Annotated in this window: 22 protein-coding genes; 12 read left to right on the forward strand and 10 right to left on the reverse strand. The window is 57.7% G+C overall.

Going from position 1 to position 24,430, the window contains the following annotated elements; genetic code table 11:
- Positions 1-70: 70 nt before the first annotated feature.
- Positions 71-1,126, reverse strand: coding sequence for a polyamine ABC transporter substrate-binding protein (locus ACZYSM_RS07435; protein WP_489070311.1), 1,056 nt, complete (start codon positions 1,124-1,126; stop codon positions 71-73).
- A gap of 193 nt (positions 1,127-1,319) precedes the next feature.
- Here ACZYSM_RS07435 and ACZYSM_RS07440 point away from each other — a divergent pair, with 193 nt between their 5' ends.
- The gene (locus ACZYSM_RS07440) at positions 1,320-2,252 is read left to right on the forward strand and encodes a GntR family transcriptional regulator (protein ID WP_489070313.1); all 933 of its coding nucleotides are present in this window, start codon (positions 1,320-1,322) and stop codon (positions 2,250-2,252) included.
- 99 nt (positions 2,253-2,351) lie between these two features.
- Positions 2,352-3,635: a nucleotide disphospho-sugar-binding domain-containing protein gene (locus tag ACZYSM_RS07445; RefSeq protein ID WP_489070315.1), complete on the forward strand. Its 1,284-nt coding sequence runs from the start codon at positions 2,352-2,354 to the stop codon at positions 3,633-3,635.
- A 226-nt stretch (positions 3,636-3,861) separates the two neighbouring features.
- Here the strand turns inward: ACZYSM_RS07445 and ACZYSM_RS07450 are convergent, their stop codons facing one another.
- From ACZYSM_RS07450 to ACZYSM_RS07475, 6 genes are all read right to left on the reverse strand, one after another.
- Positions 3,862-4,965: an arginase family protein gene (locus tag ACZYSM_RS07450; protein WP_489070316.1), complete on the reverse strand. Its 1,104-nt coding sequence runs from the start codon at positions 4,963-4,965 to the stop codon at positions 3,862-3,864.
- Between the two features lie 10 nt (positions 4,966-4,975).
- A complete protein-coding gene (locus ACZYSM_RS07455; protein WP_489070317.1) occupies positions 4,976-6,127 on the reverse strand; it encodes a M24 family metallopeptidase in 1,152 nt (383 codons plus the stop codon).
- A 66-nt stretch (positions 6,128-6,193) separates the two neighbouring features.
- Positions 6,194-7,048, reverse strand: coding sequence for an ABC transporter permease (locus ACZYSM_RS07460; protein ID WP_489070318.1), 855 nt, complete (start codon positions 7,046-7,048; stop codon positions 6,194-6,196).
- The gene (locus ACZYSM_RS07465) at positions 7,045-7,893 is read right to left on the reverse strand and encodes an ABC transporter permease (protein WP_489070320.1); all 849 of its coding nucleotides are present in this window, start codon (positions 7,891-7,893) and stop codon (positions 7,045-7,047) included. The genes ACZYSM_RS07460 and ACZYSM_RS07465 overlap by 4 nt, the downstream gene beginning before the upstream one ends.
- A gap of 1 nt (position 7,894) precedes the next feature.
- The gene (locus ACZYSM_RS07470) at positions 7,895-9,010 is read right to left on the reverse strand and encodes an ABC transporter substrate-binding protein (RefSeq protein ID WP_489070322.1); all 1,116 of its coding nucleotides are present in this window, start codon (positions 9,008-9,010) and stop codon (positions 7,895-7,897) included.
- 64 nt (positions 9,011-9,074) lie between these two features.
- Positions 9,075-10,175 carry an ABC transporter ATP-binding protein gene (locus ACZYSM_RS07475; protein ID WP_489070324.1) on the reverse strand — a complete coding sequence of 367 codons (1,101 nt, stop codon included), beginning with the start codon at positions 10,173-10,175 and terminating at the stop codon, positions 9,075-9,077.
- A 130-nt stretch (positions 10,176-10,305) separates the two neighbouring features.
- Between ACZYSM_RS07475 and ACZYSM_RS07480 the strand changes: the two genes are divergently transcribed.
- Positions 10,306-11,199: a LysR substrate-binding domain-containing protein gene (locus tag ACZYSM_RS07480; protein WP_489070326.1), complete on the forward strand. Its 894-nt coding sequence runs from the start codon at positions 10,306-10,308 to the stop codon at positions 11,197-11,199.
- Positions 11,200-11,203: 4 nt separating this feature from the next.
- Here the strand turns inward: ACZYSM_RS07480 and ACZYSM_RS07485 are convergent, their stop codons facing one another.
- Both ACZYSM_RS07485 and ACZYSM_RS07490 read right to left on the reverse strand, forming a co-directional pair.
- Positions 11,204-11,563 (reverse strand): cupin domain-containing protein, encoded by a 360-nt coding sequence (locus tag ACZYSM_RS07485; RefSeq protein WP_489070328.1) that lies wholly within the window; start codon positions 11,561-11,563, stop codon positions 11,204-11,206.
- Positions 11,564-11,581: 18 nt separating this feature from the next.
- A complete protein-coding gene (locus ACZYSM_RS07490) occupies positions 11,582-12,874 on the reverse strand; it encodes an NAD(P)/FAD-dependent oxidoreductase (RefSeq protein WP_489070330.1) in 1,293 nt (430 codons plus the stop codon).
- A 274-nt stretch (positions 12,875-13,148) separates the two neighbouring features.
- Between ACZYSM_RS07490 and ACZYSM_RS07495 the strand changes: the two genes are divergently transcribed.
- Entirely contained in the window at positions 13,149-13,988 is an 840-nt protein-coding gene (locus tag ACZYSM_RS07495; RefSeq protein ID WP_489070332.1) for a helix-turn-helix domain-containing protein, read from the forward strand.
- 126 nt (positions 13,989-14,114) lie between these two features.
- Here ACZYSM_RS07495 and ACZYSM_RS07500 read toward each other — a convergent pair whose 3' ends face one another.
- Entirely contained in the window at positions 14,115-15,089 is a 975-nt protein-coding gene (locus ACZYSM_RS07500) for a site-specific integrase (RefSeq protein ID WP_489070334.1), read from the reverse strand.
- 531 nt (positions 15,090-15,620) lie between these two features.
- Between ACZYSM_RS07500 and arnB the strand changes: the two genes are divergently transcribed.
- The 8 genes from arnB to ACZYSM_RS07540 are packed head-to-tail and all read left to right on the forward strand — an operon-like array spanning position 15,621 to position 24,424.
- Positions 15,621-16,760, forward strand: coding sequence for a UDP-4-amino-4-deoxy-L-arabinose aminotransferase (arnB, locus tag ACZYSM_RS07505; protein ID WP_489070335.1), 1,140 nt, complete (start codon positions 15,621-15,623; stop codon positions 16,758-16,760).
- Positions 16,761-16,765: 5 nt separating this feature from the next.
- Positions 16,766-17,785: an undecaprenyl-phosphate 4-deoxy-4-formamido-L-arabinose transferase gene (arnC, locus tag ACZYSM_RS07510; RefSeq protein ID WP_489070337.1), complete on the forward strand. Its 1,020-nt coding sequence runs from the start codon at positions 16,766-16,768 to the stop codon at positions 17,783-17,785.
- Positions 17,782-19,773, forward strand: a complete 1,992-nt coding sequence (gene arnA, locus ACZYSM_RS07515; RefSeq protein WP_489070339.1) for a bifunctional UDP-4-amino-4-deoxy-L-arabinose formyltransferase/UDP-glucuronic acid oxidase ArnA — start codon at positions 17,782-17,784, stop codon at positions 19,771-19,773. Before arnC ends, arnA begins: the two co-directional genes overlap by 4 nt.
- Complete coding sequence (gene arnD, locus ACZYSM_RS07520) at positions 19,773-20,657, forward strand: 4-deoxy-4-formamido-L-arabinose-phosphoundecaprenol deformylase (protein WP_489070341.1); 885 nt, start codon at positions 19,773-19,775, stop codon at positions 20,655-20,657. Before arnA ends, arnD begins: the two co-directional genes overlap by 1 nt.
- Complete coding sequence (arnT, locus tag ACZYSM_RS07525) at positions 20,654-22,303, forward strand: lipid IV(A) 4-amino-4-deoxy-L-arabinosyltransferase (RefSeq protein ID WP_489070343.1); 1,650 nt, start codon at positions 20,654-20,656, stop codon at positions 22,301-22,303. The genes arnD and arnT overlap by 4 nt, the downstream gene beginning before the upstream one ends.
- The gene (arnE, locus tag ACZYSM_RS07530) at positions 22,300-22,644 is read left to right on the forward strand and encodes a 4-amino-4-deoxy-L-arabinose-phosphoundecaprenol flippase subunit ArnE (RefSeq protein WP_489070345.1); all 345 of its coding nucleotides are present in this window, start codon (positions 22,300-22,302) and stop codon (positions 22,642-22,644) included. Before arnT ends, arnE begins: the two co-directional genes overlap by 4 nt.
- On the forward strand, positions 22,641-23,048 hold the full coding sequence (gene arnF / locus ACZYSM_RS07535; RefSeq protein ID WP_489070347.1) for a 4-amino-4-deoxy-L-arabinose-phosphoundecaprenol flippase subunit ArnF: 408 nt from the start codon (positions 22,641-22,643) through the stop codon (positions 23,046-23,048). The genes arnE and arnF overlap by 4 nt, the downstream gene beginning before the upstream one ends.
- Entirely contained in the window at positions 23,045-24,424 is a 1,380-nt protein-coding gene (locus ACZYSM_RS07540; protein ID WP_489070349.1) for a UDP-glucose dehydrogenase family protein, read from the forward strand. The genes arnF and ACZYSM_RS07540 overlap by 4 nt, the downstream gene beginning before the upstream one ends.
- Positions 24,425-24,430 lie beyond the last annotated feature (6 nt).

The following is a 24,430-nucleotide window of genomic DNA, read 5'->3' on the forward strand; positions in this document are numbered from 1 at the left end:
AGGCGGCTTGCGAGCGTGGCGAGACATGCGGGGCATGCCTCGGTTCGGTGCGGCTTACGTTTTGTGAGGCTTAGTTCTGTGCCGCCATGATTTCGGTGACAGCCCGGGTGTAGGCCTTTTGCGTGGTGCCACCCAAATCGCGCAACTGTTCCATCTTCAACAGCTCGCTCGGGGCGATCGTCAAGTTCGGGTATTGCTTGAGCAGGTCGGCGGACAAGCCAGCCATTGCGGCCTGGTTGGGGATTTTGTAGAGGATGTTTTCAGCCACCCAGACGTGGTTTTCCTTGGCGAGCATGAAGTTGACGAACTTGAACGCCTCTTCCTGATGCTTCGAACTTTTCAGCACCACCATGGTGTCCACCCAAAGGTCGGAGCCTTCCTTGGGCACGACAAACTTGATGGCCGCATTGGCTTGGGTGCCGTAGTTGCACCAGCCATCCCAGGCGTGCGCCATCAGCGATTCGCCGGAAGCGAGCTTGGAGTAAAAGGTGGTGTCATCGAAGGCGAGGATGCGTTTCTTGGTGGCGATCAGTTGGTCGCGTACAGCGGCGATTTGGCTTGGATCGTTGTCGTTGACCGACCAACCCTTGGCGAGAAAACCGGCACCGAGCATCCAGCGGTCGGTGGCGAGCATCGTCACCTTGCCTTTGAGCGCATCGCTGGGATTGAGGAGTTCGTTCCAGCTTTGCGGCGCCGGCGCTACCTTGTCGGAGCGATAGCAAATCCCGGTCGTGCCCCACGTGTACGGCACCGAGAAATGGTTGCCCGGGTCATATTCCAGCTTGTTGGCTTCGGGATAGAGGTTTTTAAGATTGGGGACTTTGACGGGATCGATGTCTGCCAGCAGACCCTGCTTGTGCAGGACTTCGGCGAAGGGAGAGGACACAAAGACTACGTCATAGCCTTGACCGCCAGACGCCATCAGCTTGCCCATGATTTCTTCGTTGGTCGCGTGCAAAGCCTTGTCGACGTCAACGCCGCTGGCCGCCTTGAACTTGTCCAGCGCATCCGGCGCCATGTAGCCGTCCCAGATGGAAATCACCATGTCTTTTGCACTTGCGGCCTGTGAAGCGATCGCCAGGGAAACGCTCAATCCCAGACACATAAGGCCTTTCAGCTTTCTCATAATACTCACCCGACGATTGTTTATTTTTGTGTTCGAAGGCAGTACGGCAAAAAGTGAAACGATTGCTTGTGTTTTTTTTTAGAAATTAGGACCAGCACGATTAGATGTCAACGATTTTTTTGCGCCTGACGGTTCTGCGATGCATGACATAAGATGAGCACCTGAGTCGATGCGACCAAAAGAGATAAGACGCTTGAGCACAACACCCGAGAAAAAACCTCGCACCAATCACCTGGAACTCGCCCGCCGGATTCTCGAGCACACCCAGGAAACCGGGCTGGTGGCCGGCGATCCGGTCGCCGAGCAGGCGCTGGCGCGCACCTTCCAGGTGTCACGCACACTGATTCGTGGCGCACTGAAAGTGCTACTGGAAGAAAACCTGCTGAGCCACGAAGCCGGCAAGGGTTATCGACTGCTCGCACCGCCGACAGGCCAGGCGTTCAACGCCGCATTGCCACAAGCCGAGGAAGAAGAACTGGCAACCTCGGTATTGCGCGACCGCATGGCCGGACGCCTCGGGGACAGCATCAGCATCAGCGAACTGATGCGCCGTTACGACATCGGCCGGCCAGCGGCACAGAAAGCCCTGCTGCAACTGAGTGAAAGCCAGGCCATCGAGCGCGGCCCCGGCCAGTCCTGGCTGTTTCGCCCGTCACTGAACAGCCTCGCCGCCCTTGAAGAAAGCCTCAAATTCCGCCTCATCCTGGAGCCGGAAGCCCTGCTCAGCCCCCACTTCAACGCCGACCCGCAACGCCTGGCGCTGCTGCGTAGCGCCATGCAAACGCTGCTCTCAAGCCCCGTAGAAAATTTCGATATCCAACAATTTCGCGAGCTGGACATCAGCTTTCACGAACTGCTGGGCCAGAGCTGCGGCAACCGCTTTATCGGCGATGCCCTGCTCCAGCATCAGAGCCTTCGGCGCCTGCCGAACCTGTTGCCGACAGTCAGCGTGCACCGCCTGCAAGAAGCACTGCGCGAACACCTGCAAATCATCGCGCACATCGAGCGCGGACAGCTGGAGATCGCCGCCGACCTGCTGCGACTGCACCTGCGCCTGAGCGCCGCTCAGCGCCCGCAAACCGCCAACCGCGGCATCCCTCAGGGCCAACTGTTCGGGCGCCGCTGAGCCTCCTCAAAAAAACATGATGATTTTTTTTATAAAATAAGACAGCATCAAGTCATCTTCAGGAGCGGCGGGCTTTACCCGCCATGGACTTCCCTCACCATGCACACACAAAAACTTATCGCCTTGTTTCCGGAAGCCAGTTTCGGCGCGGCCTTGAACTGCATTGGTATCGCCCAATCGCTGCGTGAGCTGGGAGCAAAACCGGTCTTCATCTGCCACGAACATTTTCAGGGGCTTTTCGCCGAATACGGCTTCGACGAGTACCCGATTCCGCAAGCCAGTCCATTGTCGGCAGCGGAACACCAGCATTACTGGGAACGCTTTATCGAGCGCAACATTCCCTACTTCGACCAGACTCCACTGGCACAGATCGACAGCTATGTTGCGCCGGCCTGGGAAGCCATCATCGACACCGCGATCGAAGCAGAAAAGCCGCTGCAGCAGTTACTCGGTCGTCTGAAACCGGACGTCATCGTCCTCGACAACGTCGTCATGTTCCCTGCCATCGTCAACGCCGGATGCCCTTGGGTGCGGATGGTTTCCTGCGCTGAAACCGAACTGCCGGATGCCGCCGTACCACCGTACTTGTCGGGCTGCCTGGCTGGCGACGTGGAAGGCCGCGAGCGTTTTACCGAGCACTACCAGAAGGCCGTCGCACCGGCCCATGAGCGCTTTTCGCAGTTTCTCGCGAGCAACGGCACGGCGCCCTGCCCGCCCGGCCAATTCCTCGTCGACTCACCGTGGCTCAACCTGCTGCTGTCACCCACCCCGGTTCGTTACGAACGGCAGCCGCCGCTGGACCCGCAGCGCTATGTGTACCTCGACGGTTGCGTACGACGCGAGGCGCCTTACATCGTTCCTGACTTCCCGCGACACAACGAAGCGCCACTGATTTACATCAGTTTCGGCAGCCTCGGAGCCGCCGACACCGACATGATGAAGCGCCTGATCGGCACCATCGAAACCTTGCCTTATCGTTTCCTCATCAACGTCGGCGCCTACCGCGACATGTACACCACCGTCCCGGACAACGTGTATCTGGACAGCTGGTTTCCGCAGCCGGCAGTGCTCAAGGAATGTCAGTTGTTCATCCATCACGGTGGCAATAACAGTTTCTGCGAAGCGCTGTACTTCGGCTTGCCGTCGCTGATCATTCCTTACTGCTGGGACGGTCACGACAACGCCGCACGCGCCGAGGAAGTCGGCGTCGGCCGCTACTTGCCGCGCTTCGCCAACCCACTGGCCACGCTACCCGCAGCCCTAGAACAGTTGCTGGCCGATCAGCCGATGAAACAGCGCCTCAAAGCGTTCAGCGAGCGCATGCAGGCTACTCGCGGCACGGACATTGCTGCGCGGGCGATTCTGGCGCTGCCCAATGCTTAGCGGTTTCGAGGTTAAGCAAACAAGCGAGCCTTTTAATTCTGATACCGGTCAGTCAAGTGCAATCCCTGTGGGAGCGGGCTTGCTCGCGAAGAGGGAGTGTCAGTCGACATTAAAGTTTACTGACACACCGCCTTCGCGAGCAAGCCCGCTCCCACAGGGTATTGAGGCGTTCAAATCCTTAACTGACTGGCATTAGCCCTTATTCCGCTCGTTTGCTGTTCGTTGGTTAAAGTTCCCAGCCAACCTCCCGCAGCGCTCTGCCCAGTGCAGAAACATCATCCTGGCTTCGTGCTTCGAACGGCGGCATGTATGCCAACGGATCCGCCAGGGTCGATACGTGTCCAATAAAACCTTGTGCAGCCGCATGCAAACAGAAAGCGCTGTATGCCGGGTTATAGCCACCCTCCTGAACGATCAGTAACCTCCCTTCACAGAGCTCATCGGCTACCCGCCGCGCGCGTTGTGCCAAGCGGTTGAAGCCTTTCATGGTCAACAGCTGCCGACCATTCGGATCGAACTGAGAGGCGTCGAGGCCATTGGCGATGATCAATAGCTGTGGCGCAAATGCTGCCAGCGCTGGCTCCACAAACCGCTCAAACGCCAACTCGTAAGTCAGGTCCCCAGACCCCATTGGTAACGGGATATTCAGGTTGGTGCCAATACCTGCGCCTCTGCCCCGCTCATCAACGCCACCGGTCTGAGGGTGACTGGGGCCCCAGGCACCGTGGTCCATGTGCATCGATACAGTGAGCACCGTTGGATCCTCATAGAAGCCCTCCTGCGTTCCGTTGCCGTGATGCACATCCCAATCGACGATGGCGACGCGCTCCATTCCAGCAGCTCGAGCTGCCCGCGCCGCCACGGCGACATTGTTGAAAAAGCAGTAACCGTCAGCCATGTCAGGTGCCGCATGGTGCCCCGGCGGGCGTACCAAGGCCATGGCGGGACGCCGCTCCCGAAGCGTTTGCTCAAGCGCTGCGACACTGGTCCCGGCGGCGGCAAGAAGCCCGGACAGGCCACCGGCAGTGACCAAGGTTGTGCTGCTGAAACGTCGCCCCTGACGATCTGCCGCCTGGATTGTTTGCAGGTAATCATCGGTGTGGAAGCGCAAAAGCTCATCCCGTGTCGCATGCCGCCCGGTTTGCCAAATCAAATGCTCGGCCACCGGACCGTTACGCAAAATTGCACGCATATTGATCAGTCGAGGGCTGCTTTCAGGGTGTTGGGTTTGCGTCTCCAAAAGGTCGCTGGGCGGCGCCTCGAACACCCCGTAGCCGGTGTCGTGACACAGCACATCGTCATGCCAAAAAACGTCCATCAATGCAGACATAAGGCGCTCCTCAGTCGATGATCGTCAGCTCAGGTGGAATCTCCGACAGGCTGCGCGAACCATCCGCCTCACACAGCACCGTGTCGCCCAGCTTGAGACCAAAGCCTTCGGAATAAAGGGAAAGGTTCGGTTCGATTGAAAATGACATGTTCGGCTGGAAGACGTGATCGTCGGCCTCGTCCACCATCATTGCTTCAAGCCAGGTCGGAGGGTAGGCCAGCCCAAGGCTGTAGCCGATTCGGTGCACGCGGGTACGAGACAGATCGATGCGATCAAGGATTCTGTTGCACACACGGTTTGCCTCACCGACGGGCGTTCCCGGCTTCGCGACATCGATGGCGGCGTTGAACGCTTCCGTCAGCAGGGTCGAGACTTCACGCACACGCGCCGTCGGTTTACCGATGACCGCCGTGCGCATGAGGATCGCGTGGTAGCGGTTACACACACCCGCATGTTCGAGAATCACCACGTCACCAGGGCTGATCGTGATGCGATGCGGCATTGCATGGGTCATGGTGCTTCGACGCCCGGTCGCGCACATTGGACTGATCGCCGAATACTCGCTTCCGGCCTCGCCCAGGGCTTTGGAAACCACGCCGGAAATTTCCACTTCGGACATGCCCGGACGCAACGCTTCAAACGCTGCGTGCATGCCGTAATCCGCCATGCGCGCGGCACTGCGTTGGTATTCGATTTCTTCCGCCGTTTTGATCAGGCGCTCTTCGGCGACGACCACCGAGGCGTCCTCGAAATGCGCGTTTGGCATGTGTCGCAGCAGCGTGGTGTATTGCAAGGCGCTGAAGGTCGAGGCCTGCATTTCCAGGCCGATACGGCCCTGGCTTAATCCCAGACCTTCGAGTGAATCGGCAACGATACGCAGCGGGTCCTGCTTGGCGATGTCGTAGAAAATTCCCTCTTCGAGGCAAGACAACTCATAGGTGCAAGGCTCTTCGCTGGTTCGGGTCAGGAAGATCGGATTGGCCAGCTTGGGCGAGATGATCAGCGCCTGATACCAGAGGAAGCCCAGGCTATCGAAACCCGTCAGGTAGTTGATATTGTCCGGGTAATTAACCACCAGAGCGTCCAGACCACGTTCGCTCATACGACGCTTTACAGCCTCGATTCGTTGACGATAAGTGCGCAGGGGAAATGCAGTCATCATGGGGTATCCCTCCTTAGGGAAAAGGTGCACGGGTAAAAAGTGAAATGCAGGGAGATTGCGGGTCGGCTAACGACCCGGTGAGTCAGCGTTTTTGTCGTGCCTGTACAGGCGCACCAACAAAACGATCAGGGTGATGAAGATCATCAGTGTGGATACAGCAGCGATGGCCGGATCAAGGTTGTAGCGCAGGCCATCCCATATCCGTTTGGGTAACGTAATGACGTTGAGTCCGCTGGTGAATAGCGTGATCACAACCTCTTCCCAGGACATGATGAATGCCATGAAAAAGCTGCCCGCCATACCAACGCGCACGTTCGGCATCAGCACTTGGCGGATGGTCATCCACAACCCTGCACCCAGTGAGCGGGAGGCCTTGTAGAGGCTGGTATCAAGTCGGCTGTAAGCCACCAGCATTGCGATCAACGAGTACGGTAGCGCCATCATCAGGTGACCAAACCCTACCCCCACAAGGGTGTCGAGTTGCTGGACCTTCGCCCCCAGGTAGTAGATAGACATGGCGGAAACCACCTGCGGCACGATCATCGGCAGCAACACCACTGCGGTCAGCACGATGCGGTAACGCGGCTCCAGCCAGATCCCCGTGGCGAACATGAACGCGAGCCCGGTACTGGCCACCCCGACAGCAACAGCCAGCCCAAGACTTTGCAGTATCGAACTCAGCCATGCGCCGTTGAGCAGTTCGAGATAGTGCCGCAATGACCACGCACCCTCCGGAAATGCCAGGTAGCGCTGGTCACCGAAAGACAGCGGCACGATCACCAGGATCGGCAGCAGCAAAAACACTGCCGCCAGCAACAGACCGACAAAGGACAGCAGCTTCGCGATATCGATACGCGGCTTGAAACGAGCCGTGGCCTGTGTTTCTGCAGCCAGCTGACTCACTGTAGGCACTGTGCTCATGTGGCTCTCCCGGTAAAACGTCCAAAGCCAATCAGTTTGCCGAACACCAGCGTGCAAACCGCGACCATCAACATCAGGACAATGCTCAGTGCTGCACCCAGCCCCCAGTTGGACAACTGGAACATCTGGATATAGATACTCTCCGCCAGCATGGCCGCCTTGCCGCCGCCCAACAGTGCCGGGGTCACGAAACAGCCCAGGCTAAACACGAACACCGTGGCCGATGCCGCCACGACACCCGGCAACGTCAATGGCAGGAACACATCTTTAAGCGTGGCCCAACGGCCCGCCCCCAGACTGCTAGCAGCCCTGAGCAAACCGTCATCGATCTGGCGCATGGATGACAGCAACGGCAGCACGGCGTACGGCACCATGAAATGAACCATGCCGATCAGCGCGCCGACTTCATTTCGAACCAGCGCCAGCGGCTCATTCACGATCCCCAGCGTCAACAGGCTCTGGTTGATCAGTCCATCGTTACGCAGCAACACCAGCCAGGCGAACGCACGAATCAACATCGACAGCCAGAATGGCAACAGCACGAACAATTCAATGAACTGCCGGCCACGCCCCGAAGCGAATCGCCAGCGATAGGCGATCAGATAAGCGATGGCGACACTGATTAGCGTCGTCAGCAGACAGATCCGCAGCGTTCGCCAGATGACCGTATGAATCGTCGCACTGTCGATGATGGTTGCGTAATTCTGGAGCCCGGGTTGCGGCAGGCTAAGGCTCCAGCCCAATACACCCAACGTCGGCAACAAGTAACCGACGAGGATGATGACCGGTAACGGCAGAATCAACAGCGCATAAATCCGCAACGTGCCTTGGGTACTGATTCGCATATCAGCCACCAATCAACGCCAGGTAACGTTCGAGAGTCTCACCATAGTGATCGGCGTACCACAGGTTGTTCATGGAGACTTGCTTGCTCAAGTTATCTGGCGCGGTAGGGTTGATCCGCTGAAGCTCAGGTGACAACAGCGCGTTCACCTTGGAGTCCACTGGCCCCATGTTGTAAACCTCCATCAGCTTCGCCTGGACCTCGGGGCGCAACGCATAGGCGATAAACTTCATGGCGTTGGCGGCGCCGGCCGGGTTGTTCTTCGGCACCATCCAGACTGAAGGCGCGACGATTGCGTTGTCGAATGTCCAGTCAATCGCACCGCCTGTGTCGTGTTTGACCAACTCTGCGCGTGTGTGCCACATCTGGCCCATCGTGGCTTCACCGTCACGCAGGAGTTGTTGCGACTCGGCACCGGTTGACCAGTGAGTGACCACATGCGGCATCAACTCTTCGATCTTGCGCAGTGCGCGATCAACGTCCAATGGATACAGCCTGTCAGGGGCGACGCCATCAGCCAGCAGTGCACACTCCAGGTTGGCGCTCATCCATTTGTAGAGCGTGCGTTTCCCAGGGTACTTTTTCACGTCCCAGAAATCCGCCCAGCTTTTCGGCGGGTTCTTGCCGAAGCGCTTCGCGTCGTAGCCGATCACGTAGCTGTAGGTGTAATTCGCCAGGCCAAACTCATGAATGTCGCCGTAGCCAATGAGGGACTTATCGACAATTGAATAATCGATCGGGGCTAGCACGCCCTCCTTACCCAACCGGTATGAGGAATACATTTCGCCGTCGCACACATCCCAGCGTACGGCGCCGCTGTTGACCTGAGTCTTGACCGCGCCTTCAGTGGGACCACTGCCATCGATCTTTAACGTGAGGCCGATGGCCGCAGCGAAATCCTGGTAGCTCTTTTCGAAAGCAGGAACCGCATCGCCACCCCAGTTTGACACCACCAAAGATCCGCCCTCGGCGAATGCACTTCGCAGTGGACCCAGCCCCGCCATCGCTGCCGCGACCATAAGGGCCTGGTTGAAACTGCGACGACTGAGCGTGCCCGCCTCGAATCGCTCCCGGGCAATTTCTACTGTGTCCTCGATAAAGCGCTGTTTGTCTTTCATCCTCGGTACCCCATGCAAAAGGTTGTGGGCAGGTGATCGAACCAGTTTTTATTAGGTGTTTTTCTTAGTTTGAAATCAGGTGGCCATGCTGCCGGGACCAGGAGCACCAATAGGATTGGCCGCGTTCCAGGCTGTTCAACATGGGGTGGCTGACGGAAATACGCAGTGCCATGGGTTGTGCATCATCCAGGCGCATATCGAGACTCACGTGCGTGCCTAGATAGGTCAGCTTTTCCATTCGAGCCACCACGCCATTACCACCACCCGCCTGCGCGAAAGGCTGAAGATCGACATGCTCGGGACGGATCGCCAACCAGTTTGGGGCAGCGCTGCCTACCGCTACATGGTCGGCGTTCTGAGTAACAGCCAGCAGGTGGCCGTGGTAATCGCACATCAGCGTGTCGTCTTGTCGACGGATGCCTTGCACGCCGAGCAGGTTCATATCACCGAGAAAGTTGGCAACAAAGCGGCTCGCCGGACGTTCGTAGACTTCTTGAGGCGTGCCCAGCTGCTCCAGGCGACCATGATTGAAAACAGCGACCCGATCAGAGAGCGCCAGCGCTTCTTCCTGGTCATGCGTGACAAAAACGAAGGTCGTGCCGAACTCCTTGTGCATGCGGGCCAACTCGACCTGCATCTCCTGACGCAGACGGCGATCAAGTGCTGACAGCGGCTCATCCAGCAGCAGCAATGACGGCTCGAACACCAGTGCCCTGGCGAGTGCTACCCGCTGCTGCTGCCCGCCGGAAAGTTGTTTGATACCTCGTTTACCTTTGCCTTCCAAGCCGACCCTTTCCAGCATCCGCCCGACTTTTTCAGTGATCTGCGCGGCAGGCACTTTGCGAACTTTCAGCGGGTACGCAATGTTCTGCTCGACGGTCATATGGGGGAACAACGCATACCCTTGAAACACCACACCAAAGTCACGCTGATCGGCCGGCAAATGGGTGATGTCCTTGCCGTTGCGTTCAATGCGGCCTTCAGTCGGCTGCTCAAAGCCTGCCAGCATCATCAAGGTGGTACTTTTCCCCGAGCCGGACGGTCCGAGCAACGTCAGAAATTCACCCCGTTTTATATGAAGGGTCAGATCGCTCAGAGCACGGGTTTCTCCGTAAGACTTACCCAGCCGTAACAGATCGACAAAATGCTCATGCTGAACCGACATGTGATATCCCTCGCTCAGAACTGGATAAGTTGCTAATTCGTGCATCCATATTCATGACAAACCAGATTGACATCAAATGATTTGTTTTCTAGCTTTCATGTGAATTTAACTAACCAAAAAGAACTCGAAAATGGCTCTCAAAGCGACTCGCCGACTCCCCTCCCTGATCGCTTTGCGTGCGTTTGATGCACTGGTCAGACAAGGCAGTACCGGCGGTGCCGCGATGGAATTGCACGTCACCCACAGTGCAATCAGCCATCAGATCAAGAAGCTGGAAGAAGAGCTGGAAGTCGCATTGGTGGAGCGCCACGGCAAGGGCGTGCACTTGACGTCAGCGGGAAGAAAACTCAGTCAGTTGGTCAACGGCGCGTTCGAGCAACTGCGCGATATTCAAACCGCACTGCCCACCTCGACGCCCTCAGGCAGCTTGCGTGTCGCCTGCGCTCCCGCACTGCTGGCGCGTATTTCCAGGATTCTGGATCGCTTCCTCAGGGACTACCCGGACGTCTCGCTCTACCTGTTGCCGATCGATCAAGCCAACCAGGGCGCCGATATGGTGATCTCGTTCGGCGACAGCGAAGTAGAAGGTCAGCGTATCGCTGCGCTAGGCGACATCATGTACTTTCCGGTATGCAGCCCGCGCCTCCTGAACGGCAGCGAACCATTGCGTAAACCGCGTGATTTGGAGCGACAGGTTTTGTTGCATGAAGATGATGGTTACGACTGGAGTCGCTACTTCCTGGCGGCAGGAATCCCCAGCCTTCAAGGCAGGCAAAACATCTACCTGCCGAACGCCGCGCTGACCATTGATGCGGCAATTGCCGGTACCGGGATTACCATCAGTGATCACATTCTTGCAGGTGAACAACTGGCACAGGGGACGTTGATTCGTCTTTTCGATATCGAGTTTCCAGCTCCGCATCCCTACTTCATCATCATGCCGCCGCGCGGCGCGAATGACCTGGCCAAGGCATTTTCGGATTGGCTGATGCGGGAACTGGAAATGATTGCGCGCGTGGACTGAGACCTTACCCCCTGAGGATCATGAATACCTTGCGCACGGGTGTCAGGTTCTCCCAGGTGCCTTTGAACCCAGCGGCGACCACAAATGTGGCGCCTTGCTTGAACTCCTGGCTGACGCCATTGCTGTCTGTCAGCCGAACATGCCCCTCAAGCAAATGGCAGAGCTCGTCGTAGTCACACTCACATCGTTCAAGATGCTCCGGCGCTTCCCATATTCCTCCGGTGGCTTTTTTCATCGGATCAACAAAGTGCCGCCAACTGCGACTGCGATAAGGTGTGTCGACCAGCTCGGGATCGCTGGTTTCCAGCTGGACTACATCCACGTCAAGGTTGGCAAAGTCGATAATGTGATCAGGGCTATTCATGATCAATCTCACTCCAGTTCAAGAATCAAAACCGATACCCAGCGCGTCAAACCCTTTGAGCAGCCAGTCACGATGTCCGGTGAGGTCTTCGCGGGCCAGTGAGCGCTGTGCCAGCGATACACCCACATAACGAAAGGGTTCGGGTGGAAACGGAAACGGTGCGGTCGATGTCATCGCCAGTTTGGTGCGCTCGGTGGATTCCCCCGCGAGCAGGTCGAGCATGGTCAATGCCGCGAAACGGCTGGCTGAAACACCCTGCCCCGTGAACCCTTGGGCGTAGGCAATGCGGCCGTTAGACGATGTTCCGCAGAACATCGTGGTGCGCGCGGAGGTATCGATGATGCCGCCCCATGCATGACTGAACGTGACGTCCGCCAATGCAGGAAAGGCCGATTGAAATTGCCGGGCCAGTGTCGCGAAGCTTTCGGGGCGTTGCGTCAACGCCTCGTCGCGCCGGCTTCGGAAGTGATAGATGGCATCGTAACCGCCCCACAGGATGCGGTTGTCCTCGGTTTTGCGCAGATAATGAAACTGATTTCCACCGTCAGCAATGCCGTAACGCCCCACCCAGCCGATGCTGCGTAGCTGAGCATCGTCGAGTGGCTGAGTCGCCAGGGCGTAGTCATAAATGGGAATAACCTTGGACTTCAATTCCCCCAGTAGCGGTGGCGCAATGTTAGTGGCCAGTGCGACTTTCGCTGCTTTTACGCGGCCCAGCCCGGCCTGTAGAACCTGACCATTGCCCTCTTTATGCAACGCGGTCACTGGAGAATGCTCGAACAGCTGCACGCCTTGCTCCAGGCATACACGTCGCAGTTCCGAGACCATCTTGACCGGGTTCAGCAACGCATAATTGGGCTCGAATACCCCTGCGACATAGGCAGCTGAATCCAGGTGCGACTTGAGTGCCTCCGCATCCAGAAACTCGCACGCGATACCAAAGCGCTCATAGTTGCGCTGCATCGCCCGCAGCCCTTCCACCTGCCAGGGCTTGCTCGCCACATTCAATTTGCCGGAGCGCTCAAACGCTACGTCCATGCCATAGCGCTGAAGATCGTCCTCAAATGCCACCAGGTTCTCTCTACCCAGTCGCACCAGTTGCTCTGCTTCTTTGGGCCAGCGTTTCAGCGCATTGGAAACACCATGGGAGATACTCGGCGCGCAGAATCCACCATTGCGTCCACTGGCTTCACCACCGCACTGCCCCGCCTCAAGGACAACAATCGTTGCGTCGGCCCAGCGCTGACGCGCCAGTAGCGCAGTCCATAGACCGGCAAATCCGCCCCCCACTACCGCAACATCACAGGACACTTCGCCCGTGAGTCTAGCTGCGGCGGTGGCAGGCGTTCGTGTCTCCTGCCAAACAGGATAGGGCCGAGCGTCGGCCAAGGACCGGTTCGTGACCTGAAGTGTCATGCACTCATGCTCCGTAAAAAATTCATGGGCTGACGCTAAAGCATTAGCCGGATCTTTCACAGGCAGAACGAGACGGCAAACATTGCAGCGGGCACGGGCGGAAAAGTATTGCTTCTGGAGTACTCTGCGTATCAGGCCACCCCCCTTAAACTTTGCCCTGATTCGCGCCATGGAGCCCGTCGTGGAAGTACCTGATTTACACACCACCCCCACCTTCCTGGCTGATCCTTCGAGTCCACAGACTCATGAAGTCGCCGTGCAATATCACGAGGCATGGAAGAAGCGCGATCTGGACGGCGTGATGGCGCTCTATCACCCGGATATCGAGTACAACGATTTTTTCCAGAACCGGACCATCGAACACTCGCTATTGCGCGAATATCTTGCGGCAAGCATGCCGGTGGGCTCAGAGGAACTCCAAACCTACACCGATCGCTTACGGATCGATGGCGATACCGCGTTCTTGCAGTACCGCGTGACGCTCAATGGAAGCGATGGCCTTGTTTCATTCCGGACAATCGAAGCCCTGTCGGTAAAGAACGGGTTGATTTTCAAAGTCAACGAACATGCGGTTTTGGTCAGCAACGCACCAACGGTACCCCGCCCGACCTACAGCGGTGATGCCGTCAGCCGTTTAGGGCTGTCGGCCCGCCAGGTGGGCGCGCTTTCCAATGACTTGCAGCAGTACTTCGAGCAGACGAAGCCTTATCTCGATCCCCGACTGGATCTGTCTCATGTTGCGGCATCGACGGGCTACACACGCAACCAGATATCCTTCTTCCTCAATCAGGTAAAGGGGCAAAGCTTTTACGCTTTCCTGAATCAGCTGCGCCTTGATGAAGCCCTTGACCGCTTGAATGCACAACGACTCGCATCACGAGTTGAAGACATTGCCAGCGCCTCGGGCTTCAACTCGCTGTCCACTTTTTACCGCTGCTTCAAACAAAAAATCGGGAGTTCGCCCAAGTCGTATTTACTGCAACTCGAACGTACTCACCTCAGTTGCTGACACGGCCGGGATACAAAGCGCTGATGACTTACATAGGACGCAAGGACATGAAATCGGCCATGCGCTACATCGACACAGCCGAATCATTTTGGGCATTAGCTTTGGAGCAGTCGCTCAGCACTCCCTTTAAAGGTCATAACGATCAATCGCCCGACGTCGTTCGTTTTCATCTCGAACATCGTAATTCGCGGTCGTCTGGATGTTCGTGTGATGCGCAAGTTTTTGCGCGATCGACAAGTCATGCTCCTCGATCACTCGTGTGATGAACGACCGACGAAAATCATGAGGCATGATCTTCACGCCGACCTGAGCGCCGCGTTGTCGAGCAATGTAATAAATCGCGTGCTTGGTGATCCGTTCGCGGGTGATGTGACTGCCACGACGGATTCTGTTGAACAAAAACGGATCGTCATCCTGACCCTCGACCAACTGTGAGCGCCGAAACGCCAACCATGCATCCAGCTTGGCGAATGCCCAGGTGGGTGCGTACTTGATCAGCTCCTTGTTTCCTTTTGCAGTGACTCGCAGGCTGCGCTCCAGGAAGTCAATCTGGTTGAGTTCCAGATTGACCGATTCGGATTTGCGCATGCCTGAGCCATACAAGATTGCAATGACCGCAGCGTCCCGCAGCCCCTGTGGTCTTGGATCGGCCGCACAGACGGCCATCAGCTCCTGGATCAACGTGCGCTTGAGATTTCGCCCTTGGGACAACCGTGTGCCTGCAATGCCTTTGACCGAGCGCATTTTCAACAGATGGTCCTGAGTGATCAGGCTTAGACGCCACGCCTCATTCATTACACCGCGCACGGCATTGACGTATAACGAGGATGTATTGGGTGCATAACCATCGTTGCGCAATGCCGCAACCAGAGCGATGACGTCGCCGGGCTGCAGCTCATGCCACGGGATCTCCTCGATATTTACATCGTCGAAACCCAGCCGATCCGCGGCGTCTTGCAGCACATAGCGAATAGTCAGCTGACTTGAAGGCGCCAAGCGAGCCAGATAGAGGGTCAGTGGATTATCGGCCCCCCTCCCCTCAGGTACTTTTAGTGGGCTGCTGGAGGTATGCGGAGAGTCGGTAGTGGGTAAATCAATCAAACTGAACAGGCCTTAAATGAAAATAGCTCAACTAAATAGCTCTTTAGTTGAGCCAACTTAATACAGTGCGACAGCCCCAGCGATTGTCACCGATTGAGTGATGCCCTTCCTGACGTCTACAAAAGAGCAAAGACCGACAGATTCTTTCTCCAGGACAAATCGCGGAGCCAAAAAACGCTGAACATTAGCTGTCTAGCCCGGAGATAAACAGTCTGTTGCCCTATTTTTCATATTAGTTTCACATTTTTGCGCTTAATCTCGCTCCCGGAAAATGCTGTGCCATCACGCTGAGATGCACGCACTGCACCCTGGCGCCAACTGAAAATCATTCCCGCCAGTGAAGATAAAGTCTTGATCCTTATTTACTTTTCACCAAATTAGTCTTTAATCTCGGTGTGCACGGATTGCCAGCATCAACCTCTGTAATGGACACTGTCGACTGGCCGATTTGAACAATTTCTCTAAAATGATTTTTTGGCTTCAACCCGCTTTGGTTGCCCCTGTCCCCTACCCGCGTTACTCGAGGTCGTCATGAACCAGCCGTTTCTCCCCTTCTCACGTCCCAGCATTGGCGACGAAGAGATTGCCGCTGTAGAGCAGGTACTTCGCTCCGGCTGGATCACCACTGGCCCGAAAAACCAGCAACTCGAAGAACAATTCGCAGAGCGAGTGGGCTGTCGGCATGCCGTGGCGCTTTCTTCGGCCACTGGTGCCATGCACGTCACCCTGCTGGCATTGGGGATCGGTCCAGGCGACGAAGTGATCACGCCTTCGCAAACCTGGGTCTCCACCGCCAATATGATCTGCCTGCTGGGGGCAACTCCGGTTTTCGTCGACATCGACCGCGACACATTGATGACCGACGTCCAGGCAATCGAAGCCGCCATTACCCCACGCACTAAAGCCATCATCCCGGTGCACTACGCTGGCGCCGCATTCGATCTCGATCCGCTCTATGCGCTGGCGGACAAACATGGCATCGCCGTTATCGAAGACGCCGCCCATGCTGCCGGCACCCGTTATCGCGATCGCGCCATTGGCGCTCAGGGCACCGCGATCTTCTCGTTCCACGCGATCAAAAACATGACCTGCGCCGAAGGCGCAATGTTTGTCAGCGACAATCAAGCGCTGGCCGATAGAGTGCGCATGCTCAAGTTTCACGGTCTCGGCGTAGATGCTTACGATCGCCTGACCCACGGCCGTAAACCTCAGGCCATGGTCATCGAGCCGGGTTTCAAGTACAACCTGGCCGACATCAACGCCGCCATTGCACTGGTGCAGTTGCAGCGTCTCGACGAAATCAACGCCAAACGCACAGTTTTGGCGCAGACCTACCTGCAGCGTCTGGAAGGTCTGCCGGTACAGCCGCTGAGTGTGCCTACTTATCCGCAGCAGCATGCCTGGCATCTGTTTATACTGCGCATCGATGCTGAACGCTGCGGGATGGACCGTGAGGCTTTCATGAAAGCCTTGCAGGAACAGAATATTGGCACGGGTATTCACTTTGTGGCCACCCACCTGCACACTTACTACCGCCAGCGATTTCCGGGCATCCATCTGCCCAACACCGAATGGAACTCGGCACGACTGTGCTCGATCCCGCTGTTCCCTGACATGACTACCGACGATGTCGAACGCGTCGTTGGCGCCATTGAAAATATTCTGGACTGAAGCCTTTGAAGCCATATCCAATTAACTGCGTGTCGATCGTTATCCCGGTCTACAACGAAGAAGAAAGTTTGCCTGAATTGCTGCGCCGTACCGAAGCGGCCTGTCAGCAACTCAAGCACGAGTATGAAATCGTCCTGGTCGATGATGGTAGCCGCGACAACTCGGCACAGATTCTCGAAGAAGCCGCCCAGCGTGAAGGCAGTTCAGTGGTTGCGGTGATTCTCAACCGCAACTACGGCCAGCACGCGGCAATCATGGCCGGTTTCGAGCACTGTAAAGGCGATGTGGTCATTACCCTCGACGCCGACCTGCAGAACCCGCCGGAAGAAATCCCCCGTTTGGTGGAACAAGCCGAGCTGGGCTACGACGTGGTTGCCACCGTGCGCAACAATCGTCAGGACTCGGCCCTGCGCCGCTGGCCGTCGAAACTGATCAACCTGGCTGTGCAACGCTCCACCGGCGTCGCCATGAGCGACTACGGCTGCATGCTGCGCGCCTACCGCCGCACCATCGTCGACGCCATGCTGGCCTGCCGTGAACGCAGCACTTTCATCCCGATTCTGGCCAACAGCTTCGCCCGCCACACCACCGAAATCCTGGTGCAGCACGCCGAGCGCGAGCATGGCGAGTCGAAATACAGCCCGATGCGCCTGATCAGCCTGATGTTCGATCTGCTGACCTGCATGACCACCACCCCGCTGCGTTTGCTGAGCATCATTGGTTTCAGCCTGGCGGCACTGGGAGTGCTGTTTGCCTTCCTGCTGATCTTCCTGCGCCTGATATTCGGTGCCAGCTGGGCGGGTGACGGCACTTTCGTACTGTTTGCCGTGCTCTTTGTGTTCACCGGCGGCCAGTTCATCGGCATGGGCCTTCTAGGTGAATACCTGGGCCGCATGTACAGCGATGTCCGCGCCCGGCCGCGTTTCTTTATCGAAAAAATCCTACGTAACAAACCCGCTACTCCTGCTCCCGTTGTTACTGTCGACGGTCTGCCTTCCACCACTACTGATCAGGTTTCTCCATGAATCCAAAAGCTGTTGTTTTCGCCTACCACGACATTGGCTGTGCAGGTATCGAAGCACTGCTCAACGCAGGTTTCGAGATTGCTGCCGTGTTTACTCACGCCGACGATCCGAAGGAAAACACCTTCTACGGCTCAGTAGCCCAATTGTGCGCCCGTAAAGGCATTCCCGTGCACGCACCGGAAGATGCCAACCACCCGCTGTGGATCGAGCGCATCGCAAAACTCAGCCCGGACTACCTGTTCTCGTTCTATTACCGCAACCTGCTGGGCGAGCAACTGTTGGCTACCGCCCGCAAAGGCGCGTTCAACCTGCACGGCTCGCTGCTGCCAACCTACCGTGGCCGCGCACCCGCCAACTGGGTGTTGGTCAACGGCGAAACCGAAACCGGCGTAACCTTGCACCGCATGGTCAAACGTGCTGACGCTGGTGCAATCATTGCCCAGCAACGTGTCGCGATCGACCGCGCCGATACCGCCCTGAGCCTGCACGGCAAGCTGCGTGAAGCCGCTTCCAACCTGCTGCGCGACACCCTGCCGCTGCTTGTTCAGGGCAAAGTCACCGAAACCGCTCAGGACGAATCCAAGGCCACTTCTTTCGGTCGTCGTACCCCAGCGGACGGCAAGCTTGTCTGGAAGAAACCTGCCGAAGAGCTGTTCAACCTGGTTCGCGCCGTGACCCAACCTTACCCGGGCGCTTTCTGCGACGTGGGCGAGCACAAGCTGATTGTCTGGAGCGCTGAAGTTGCCAAGGGCAACGAAGGTCTGGCACCAGGTCGTGTGATCAGCGTCAACCCGCTGCGCATCGCCTGCGGTGAAGACTCGCTGGTAATCACTTTTGGTCAGCGCAATGACAATGGCCTGTACCTGGCCGGTCCTTCCCTGGCTAACGAGCTGGGCCTGGTGGACGGCTCCGTGCTGCGCGGTGCTGAATCCGGCCGCAAGCCACGCCGTACTCGCGTACTGATCCTCGGTGTGAACGGCTTTATCGGTAACCACTTGTCCGAGCGCCTGCTGCGTGACGACCGCTACGAAGTCTACGGCCTGGACATCGGCTCCGACGCCATCGAGCGCCTGCGCAGCCACCCGAACTTCCACTACGTGGAAGGCGACATCAGCATTCACTCCGAGTGGATCGAGTACCACATCAAGAAGTGCGACGTGGTCCTGCCGCTGGTGGCCATCGCCACGCCGATCGAATACACCCGCAACCCGCTGCGCGTATTCGAACTGGACTTCGAAGAGAACCTGAAACTGGTTCGCTACTGCGTCAAGTACAACAAGCGCGTGATCTTCCCGTCGACCTCCGAAGTCTATGGCATGTGCCAGGACCAGTACTTCGACGAAGACACCTCCAACCTGGTGGTCGGTCCGATCAACAAACAGCGCTGGATCTACTCGGTTTCCAAGCAACTGCTGGACCGCGTGATCTGGGCTTACGGCGCCAAAGGCCTGAACTTCACTCTGTTCCGTCCGTTCAACTGGATGGGCCCGCGCCTGGACCGTCTGGACTCGGCACGTATCGGTAGCTCCCGTGCAATCACCCAGCTGATCCTGAACCTGGTGGAAGGTACTCCGATCCGTCTGTTCGACGGTGGCGAGCAGAAGCGCTGCTTCACCGACATCGCCGACGGCATCGAAGCCCTGGCACGCATCATCGACAACGACAACGATGCCTGCAACGGTCAGGTCATCAACATCGGTAACCCGGAAAACGAAGCCAGCATCCGTCAGCTGGGCGAAGAACTGCTGCGTCAGTTCGAAGCTCACCCGCTGCGCGCCAACTTCCCTCCGTTCGCCGGTTTCCGCGACGTAGAGAGCAAGGCGTTCTACGGCACCGGTTACCAGGACGTGGCACACCGCAAGCCAAGCATCGAAAACGCCAAGCGCCTGCTGGACTGGGAGCCGACCGTGGAGATGAGCGAAACCATCGGCAACACCCTGGATTTCTTCCTGCGTGAAGCCATGCTCGAAATCGCGGACAAGCGCTGATGCAGGCAGGTCTTCGGATCGATGTCGACACCTACCGAGGTACCCGTGAGGGGGTACCCCGGCTGTTGGAGATGCTCGATGAAGCACAGGTCAAGGCGACGTTTTTTTTCAGCGTTGGTCCGGACAACATGGGGCGCCATTTATGGCGCCTCATCCGTCCGCAGTTTCTCTGGAAAATGCTGCGCTCCAATGCCGCGGGCTTGTACGGCTGGGACATTTTGCTGGCCGGCACTGCCTGGCCAGGCAAACCCATCGGCCGTGATCTGGGGCACCTGATGCGCCAGACCCTTGCGGCTGGCCATGAAGTTGGTTTGCACGCCTGGGATCACCACGGCTGGCAAGCCAACGCAGGGCGTTGGAGCGACGCGGAGCTGATCGAGCAGATTCGCCGGGGCGTAGACACCCTCAGCGATATTCTCGGGCAGACCGTGGACTGTTCGGCCGCCGCCGGTTGGCGTGCCGACGAGCGGGTCATTGAAGCCAAGCAGCGTTTTGGCTTTCGTTACAACAGCGACTGTCGCGGTCAAAGCCTGTTCCAGCCTCGGCTGGCAGACGGCAGCCTCGGCACGCCACAAATTCCGGTCGACTTGCCAACCTTCGATGAAGTGGTGGGTCCCGTCGTTGCAGCCAATGAGTTCAACTCATACATTCTTGACCGATTCAGCCCCTCGAAGCTGAACGTATATACGATTCATGCAGAGGTAGAAGGGATTCTGATGGCCAATGATTTCCGTCAACTGCTGGTCGACGCGCGTCAGCGCGACATCCAGTTCCAGCCCTTGGGTAATCTGCTACCCGCCCAGCCATCAACCCTGCCCCAAGGCCGCGTGATACGTGGTGCCCTTGAAGGCCGTGAGGGCTGGCTGGGAGTACAAGGCGCATGACCAAACGCTGGGCTTTGCCTTTACTGTTGATTGCTTTCGGTCTGGCCTATCTGCTGCCACTGGGTACCCACGGGCTGTGGATTCCCGATGAAACCCGCTATGCCCAGATCAGTCAGGAAATGCTCCTGAGTGGCAACTGGGTATCGCCGCATTTCATGGGCCTGCGTTATTTCGAGAAGCCGATTGCCGGCTACTGGATGATCGCCATCGGTCAGGCGGTGTTCGGTGACAACCTGTTCGGTGTGCGGATTGCCTCGGCGCTGTCCACCGGCCTGAGCATTCTGTTGACCTACCTGATTGCTCGCAGGCTGTGGAACGATCCGCGTAAAAGCTTCGCCAGCGCCCTGCTGTACATGAGTTTTGCGGTCGTCGCCGGTCAGGCGGGATACGCCAACCTCGATCCGCAATTCACCTTCTGGGTCAATCTGAGCCTGGTGGCTTTGTGGTTTGCCCTGGATAACCAAACCCCTCGCGGCAAGCTGGGTGCCTGGGCTCTTCTGGGGCTGGCCTGCGGCATGGGCTTCATGACCAAGGGCTTCCTCGCCTGGTTGCTGCCGGTACTGATCGCCCTGCCCTACATGATCTGGCAAAAACGCTGGCGTGAACTGCTGGTCAACGGCCCGGTGGCCATCTTGGTGGCGATTGCCGTCAGTCTGCCGTGGGTTCTGGCGGTGCATGCGCAAGAGCCCGATTTCTGGCGTTTCTTCTTCTGGCACGAGCACATTCGCCGCTTTGCCGGTGACGATGCGCAGCACGCCGCTCCATGGTGGTTCTACCTGCCGATGCTGGTGGCTTTCAGTCTGCCATGGGCAGCATTTCTACCATCGACGCTCAAGCAAGCCTGGCAAACCAAGCGAGAGGCCAGCACTGGCTTCCTACTGTTGTGGCTGGTCCTGCCGCTGGCGTTTTTCAGCCTGAGCAAAGGCAAGTTGCCCACCTACATCCTGCCGTGCCTGTTGCCTCTGGCATTGTTGATGGCTAACGCGCTAGTGGACCGCCTGAACCAGGGTCAAAGCCGGCTGTTCAAGATCAACGGCCTGCTCAACCTGGTCATTGGCCTGACAACCCTGCTGGTCATGGTCTACCTGCAACTGAAACAGCCCGTGTATGTCGATGAAACGCGCAACCTGGTGCTGGTGTTCATCGTGCTCATCGGTTGGATCATGTCCAACCTGATTCTGGTGTTCCGGCCGTTAAGCCTGTGGGCCGCGCCGGCCATCGGCAGCTGGTTGCTGATCGCTATACTGCCGGCCGCCCTGCCGCACTCTACGGTCTACAACAAGATGCCCGACCAGTTTGTCCTCGAGCACATTCAAGAGCTCGGCCAGACCAAAAGCCTGCTGAGCAATGACCTGGGCGCCGCGTCCGCACTGTCCTGGCGCCTGCAGCGCCCTGAAATTGCGCTCTACAACACCATTGGCGAGCTGAAATACGGCCTGGACTTCCCGGATGCCGCTGCGCGTCGGGTCGACACCGAGAACGTGCAACAGTGGATGAGCGAAGCTCGCAAGGTCGGTCCGGTTGGCGTGGTAATGCGCGTCAAGGGCGACGACGAAGTCCGCGAACTCGAACTCTTGCCCAAGGATGCCAAGCATTACGAGCAAGGCAACATGGTCATTCTGATCATTCCCCAGAGTGCCCCATGACCCTGACTCTGCTGTTGGTAGCCTGCCTGTTGACCTGCATGGGCCAGATTGCCCAGAAATACGCGGTGGAAAGCTGGCGCGGCAAAGACACCGGCTGGAGCGAGAAACTGTTCTCGCCCTGGCTGTGGCTGGCGCTGGCCTGCCTGGGTTTTGGCTTGCTGGTGTGGTTGCTGGTCTTGCAACGCCTGGAAGTCGGTATCGCCTACCCGATGCTGAGCCTCAATTTCGTGCTGATCACCCTGGTCGCCCGCTTCGTCTTCCACGAGACCATTGATCGCCGTCACTGGATCGGGGTCGCGCTGGTGATCGCCGGTGTCGTCCTGCTGGGGAGGCACGCATGAGCCTTCGTCGCGGAACCACGTTTGCCATGGGCAGTGTGCTGCTGGTCAGCGCCGCCCAGTTGGGCATGCGCTGGAGCATGAGCCACTTGCCTCACCCCGAGCAGTGGTTGCAAGCTCTGGGTGACGGCAGTGTCGATTGGCTTGCGGTCGGCGTGGTGCTAGCCTCGATCGTCGCTTATGCCTTGTCCATGCTCTGCTGGCTCGCCGCCCTGCGCGACCTGCCGCTGGGACGGGCCTACTCGCTGCTGAGCATCAGCTATGCGTTGGTGTACCTGCTGGCGGCGAGCCTGCCCCTGTTCAATGAAGCTTTCAGTCTTTCAAAAACACTGGGGGTGGCCTTGGTCATGCTCGGTGTCATCACCATTAACTCTTCACGTATACCCCGTCCTAGGGACTCCGTATGAAAATCAGTGTAATTGGTAGCGGTTATGTAGGTCTGGTGCAGGCGACTGTCCTGGCTGAAGTCGGTCATGATGTCGTCTGCATGGACGTCGATCAGAACAAAATCAAATTGCTGCAGAAAGGCCACGTCACTATCTTTGAACCAGGGCTGGAGACCATGGTCAAGGAGAACCTGGAGAGCGGGCGCCTGCATTTCACCAGCGACGAAAAGCTGGCGATCGAACACGGGCAAGTGTTGTTCATCGCTGTCGGCACACCATCGGACGAGGACGGCTCGGCCGACCTGAAATATGTCTTGTCCGTGGGTGACGCGGTCGCACGCCATCGGGTCGAACCGCTGATTCTTGTGGAAAAATCCACTGTTCCGGTCGGCACAGGCGATACCCTGCGGGCGCACATCGAAGAAGTCCTGAAGAAGGACGGGCGTACCCTGGAGTTCGATATCGTTTCGAACCCGGAATTCCTCAAGGAAGGTTCGGCCGTCAGCGACTGCCGCCGCCCTGACCGCATCGTCATCGGTTGCGAACGTGAAGAAGTCCGTGAAGTGATGCGCGAACTTTACGCCCCCTTCAACCGCAACCATGACCGCATCATATTCATGGATCTGCGCAGTGCCGAACTGACCAAGTACGCGGCCAACTGCATGCTCGCGACCAAAATCAGCTTTATCAACCAGATCGCAGAACTGGCCGAACACCTGGGTGCGGATATCGAAGCCGTACGCATGGGCATCGGTGCGGACCAGCGCATTGGCTACCACTTCATCTACCCTGGCTGCGGCTATGGCGGTTCGTGTTTCCCCAAGGATATGCGCGCCCTGATCCACAGTGCCCAGGCAGCGAACTGCTCCAGCGACCTGCTGCAGGCGGTCGAGGCCATCAACGAGCGGCAGAAACACAAGCTTTTCGAGCGCATCAACGCGTTCTACAAAGGCGACCTGAAGGGCAAGACCTTCGCCCTCTGGGGCCTGGCATTCAAACCCAACACCGACGACATGCGCGATGCGCCAAGCCGGGTGCTGATGGAAGCCTTATGGGCTGCCGGCGCACAGGTACGGGCCTTCGACCCTGAAGCCATGCAAGAGACCCAACGGCTGTACCCGAATCAACAGAACCTGTCGCTGATGGGTACGCCAGAGTCCGCCCTGGTGGGCGCAGATGCCTTGATCGTCTGCACCGAATGGCAACAGTTCAAGGCGCCGGATTTCAAGTTGATCGAAGAGCGTCTCAAAGCCCCGGTGATCTTCGACGGGCGCAACCTGTATGACGCCGAACGTCTGGCACGCAAAGGCTTCAAGTACTTCCCGATGGGCCGTGGCGAATCGCGCAACCTGCCAATCCCTGATCAGCAATGGAAAGCTGATTCTGTTGTTTCCTAAGGAGAT

The sequence above is a fragment of the Pseudomonas sp. F220 genome, from assembly GCF_057813935.1.

What these genes read in the sequence shown, in the direction of transcription:
- ACZYSM_RS07465 (WP_489070320.1), bottom strand. Translation starts at nt 7,893, where the DNA reads ATGCGAATCAGTACCCAAGGCACGTTGCGGATTTATGCGCTGTTGATT.
- ACZYSM_RS07540 (WP_489070349.1), top strand. Translation starts at nt 23,045, where the DNA reads ATGAAAATCAGTGTAATTGGTAGCGGTTATGTAGGTCTGGTGCAGGCG.
- arnB (WP_489070335.1), top strand. Translation starts at nt 15,621, where the DNA reads ATGAACCAGCCGTTTCTCCCCTTCTCACGTCCCAGCATTGGCGACGAA.
- ACZYSM_RS07435 (WP_489070311.1), bottom strand. Translation starts at nt 1,126, where the DNA reads ATGAGAAAGCTGAAAGGCCTTATGTGTCTGGGATTGAGCGTTTCCCTG.
- arnF (WP_489070347.1), top strand. Translation starts at nt 22,641, where the DNA reads ATGAGCCTTCGTCGCGGAACCACGTTTGCCATGGGCAGTGTGCTGCTG.
- ACZYSM_RS07475 (WP_489070324.1), bottom strand. Translation starts at nt 10,175, where the DNA reads ATGTCGGTTCAGCATGAGCATTTTGTCGATCTGTTACGGCTGGGTAAG.
- ACZYSM_RS07480 (WP_489070326.1), top strand. Translation starts at nt 10,306, where the DNA reads ATGGCTCTCAAAGCGACTCGCCGACTCCCCTCCCTGATCGCTTTGCGT.
- ACZYSM_RS07450 (WP_489070316.1), bottom strand. Translation starts at nt 4,965, where the DNA reads ATGTCTGCATTGATGGACGTTTTTTGGCATGACGATGTGCTGTGTCAC.
- arnA (WP_489070339.1), top strand. Translation starts at nt 17,782, where the DNA reads ATGAATCCAAAAGCTGTTGTTTTCGCCTACCACGACATTGGCTGTGCA.
- arnD (WP_489070341.1), top strand. Translation starts at nt 19,773, where the DNA reads ATGCAGGCAGGTCTTCGGATCGATGTCGACACCTACCGAGGTACCCGT.
- ACZYSM_RS07460 (WP_489070318.1), bottom strand. Translation starts at nt 7,048, where the DNA reads ATGAGCACAGTGCCTACAGTGAGTCAGCTGGCTGCAGAAACACAGGCC.
- ACZYSM_RS07470 (WP_489070322.1), bottom strand. Translation starts at nt 9,010, where the DNA reads ATGAAAGACAAACAGCGCTTTATCGAGGACACAGTAGAAATTGCCCGG.
- arnT (WP_489070343.1), top strand. Translation starts at nt 20,654, where the DNA reads ATGACCAAACGCTGGGCTTTGCCTTTACTGTTGATTGCTTTCGGTCTG.
- ACZYSM_RS07485 (WP_489070328.1), bottom strand. Translation starts at nt 11,563, where the DNA reads ATGAATAGCCCTGATCACATTATCGACTTTGCCAACCTTGACGTGGAT.
- arnE (WP_489070345.1), top strand. Translation starts at nt 22,300, where the DNA reads ATGACCCTGACTCTGCTGTTGGTAGCCTGCCTGTTGACCTGCATGGGC.
- ACZYSM_RS07495 (WP_489070332.1), top strand. Translation starts at nt 13,149, where the DNA reads ATGGAGCCCGTCGTGGAAGTACCTGATTTACACACCACCCCCACCTTC.
- ACZYSM_RS07455 (WP_489070317.1), bottom strand. Translation starts at nt 6,127, where the DNA reads ATGATGACTGCATTTCCCCTGCGCACTTATCGTCAACGAATCGAGGCT.
- ACZYSM_RS07445 (WP_489070315.1), top strand. Translation starts at nt 2,352, where the DNA reads ATGCACACACAAAAACTTATCGCCTTGTTTCCGGAAGCCAGTTTCGGC.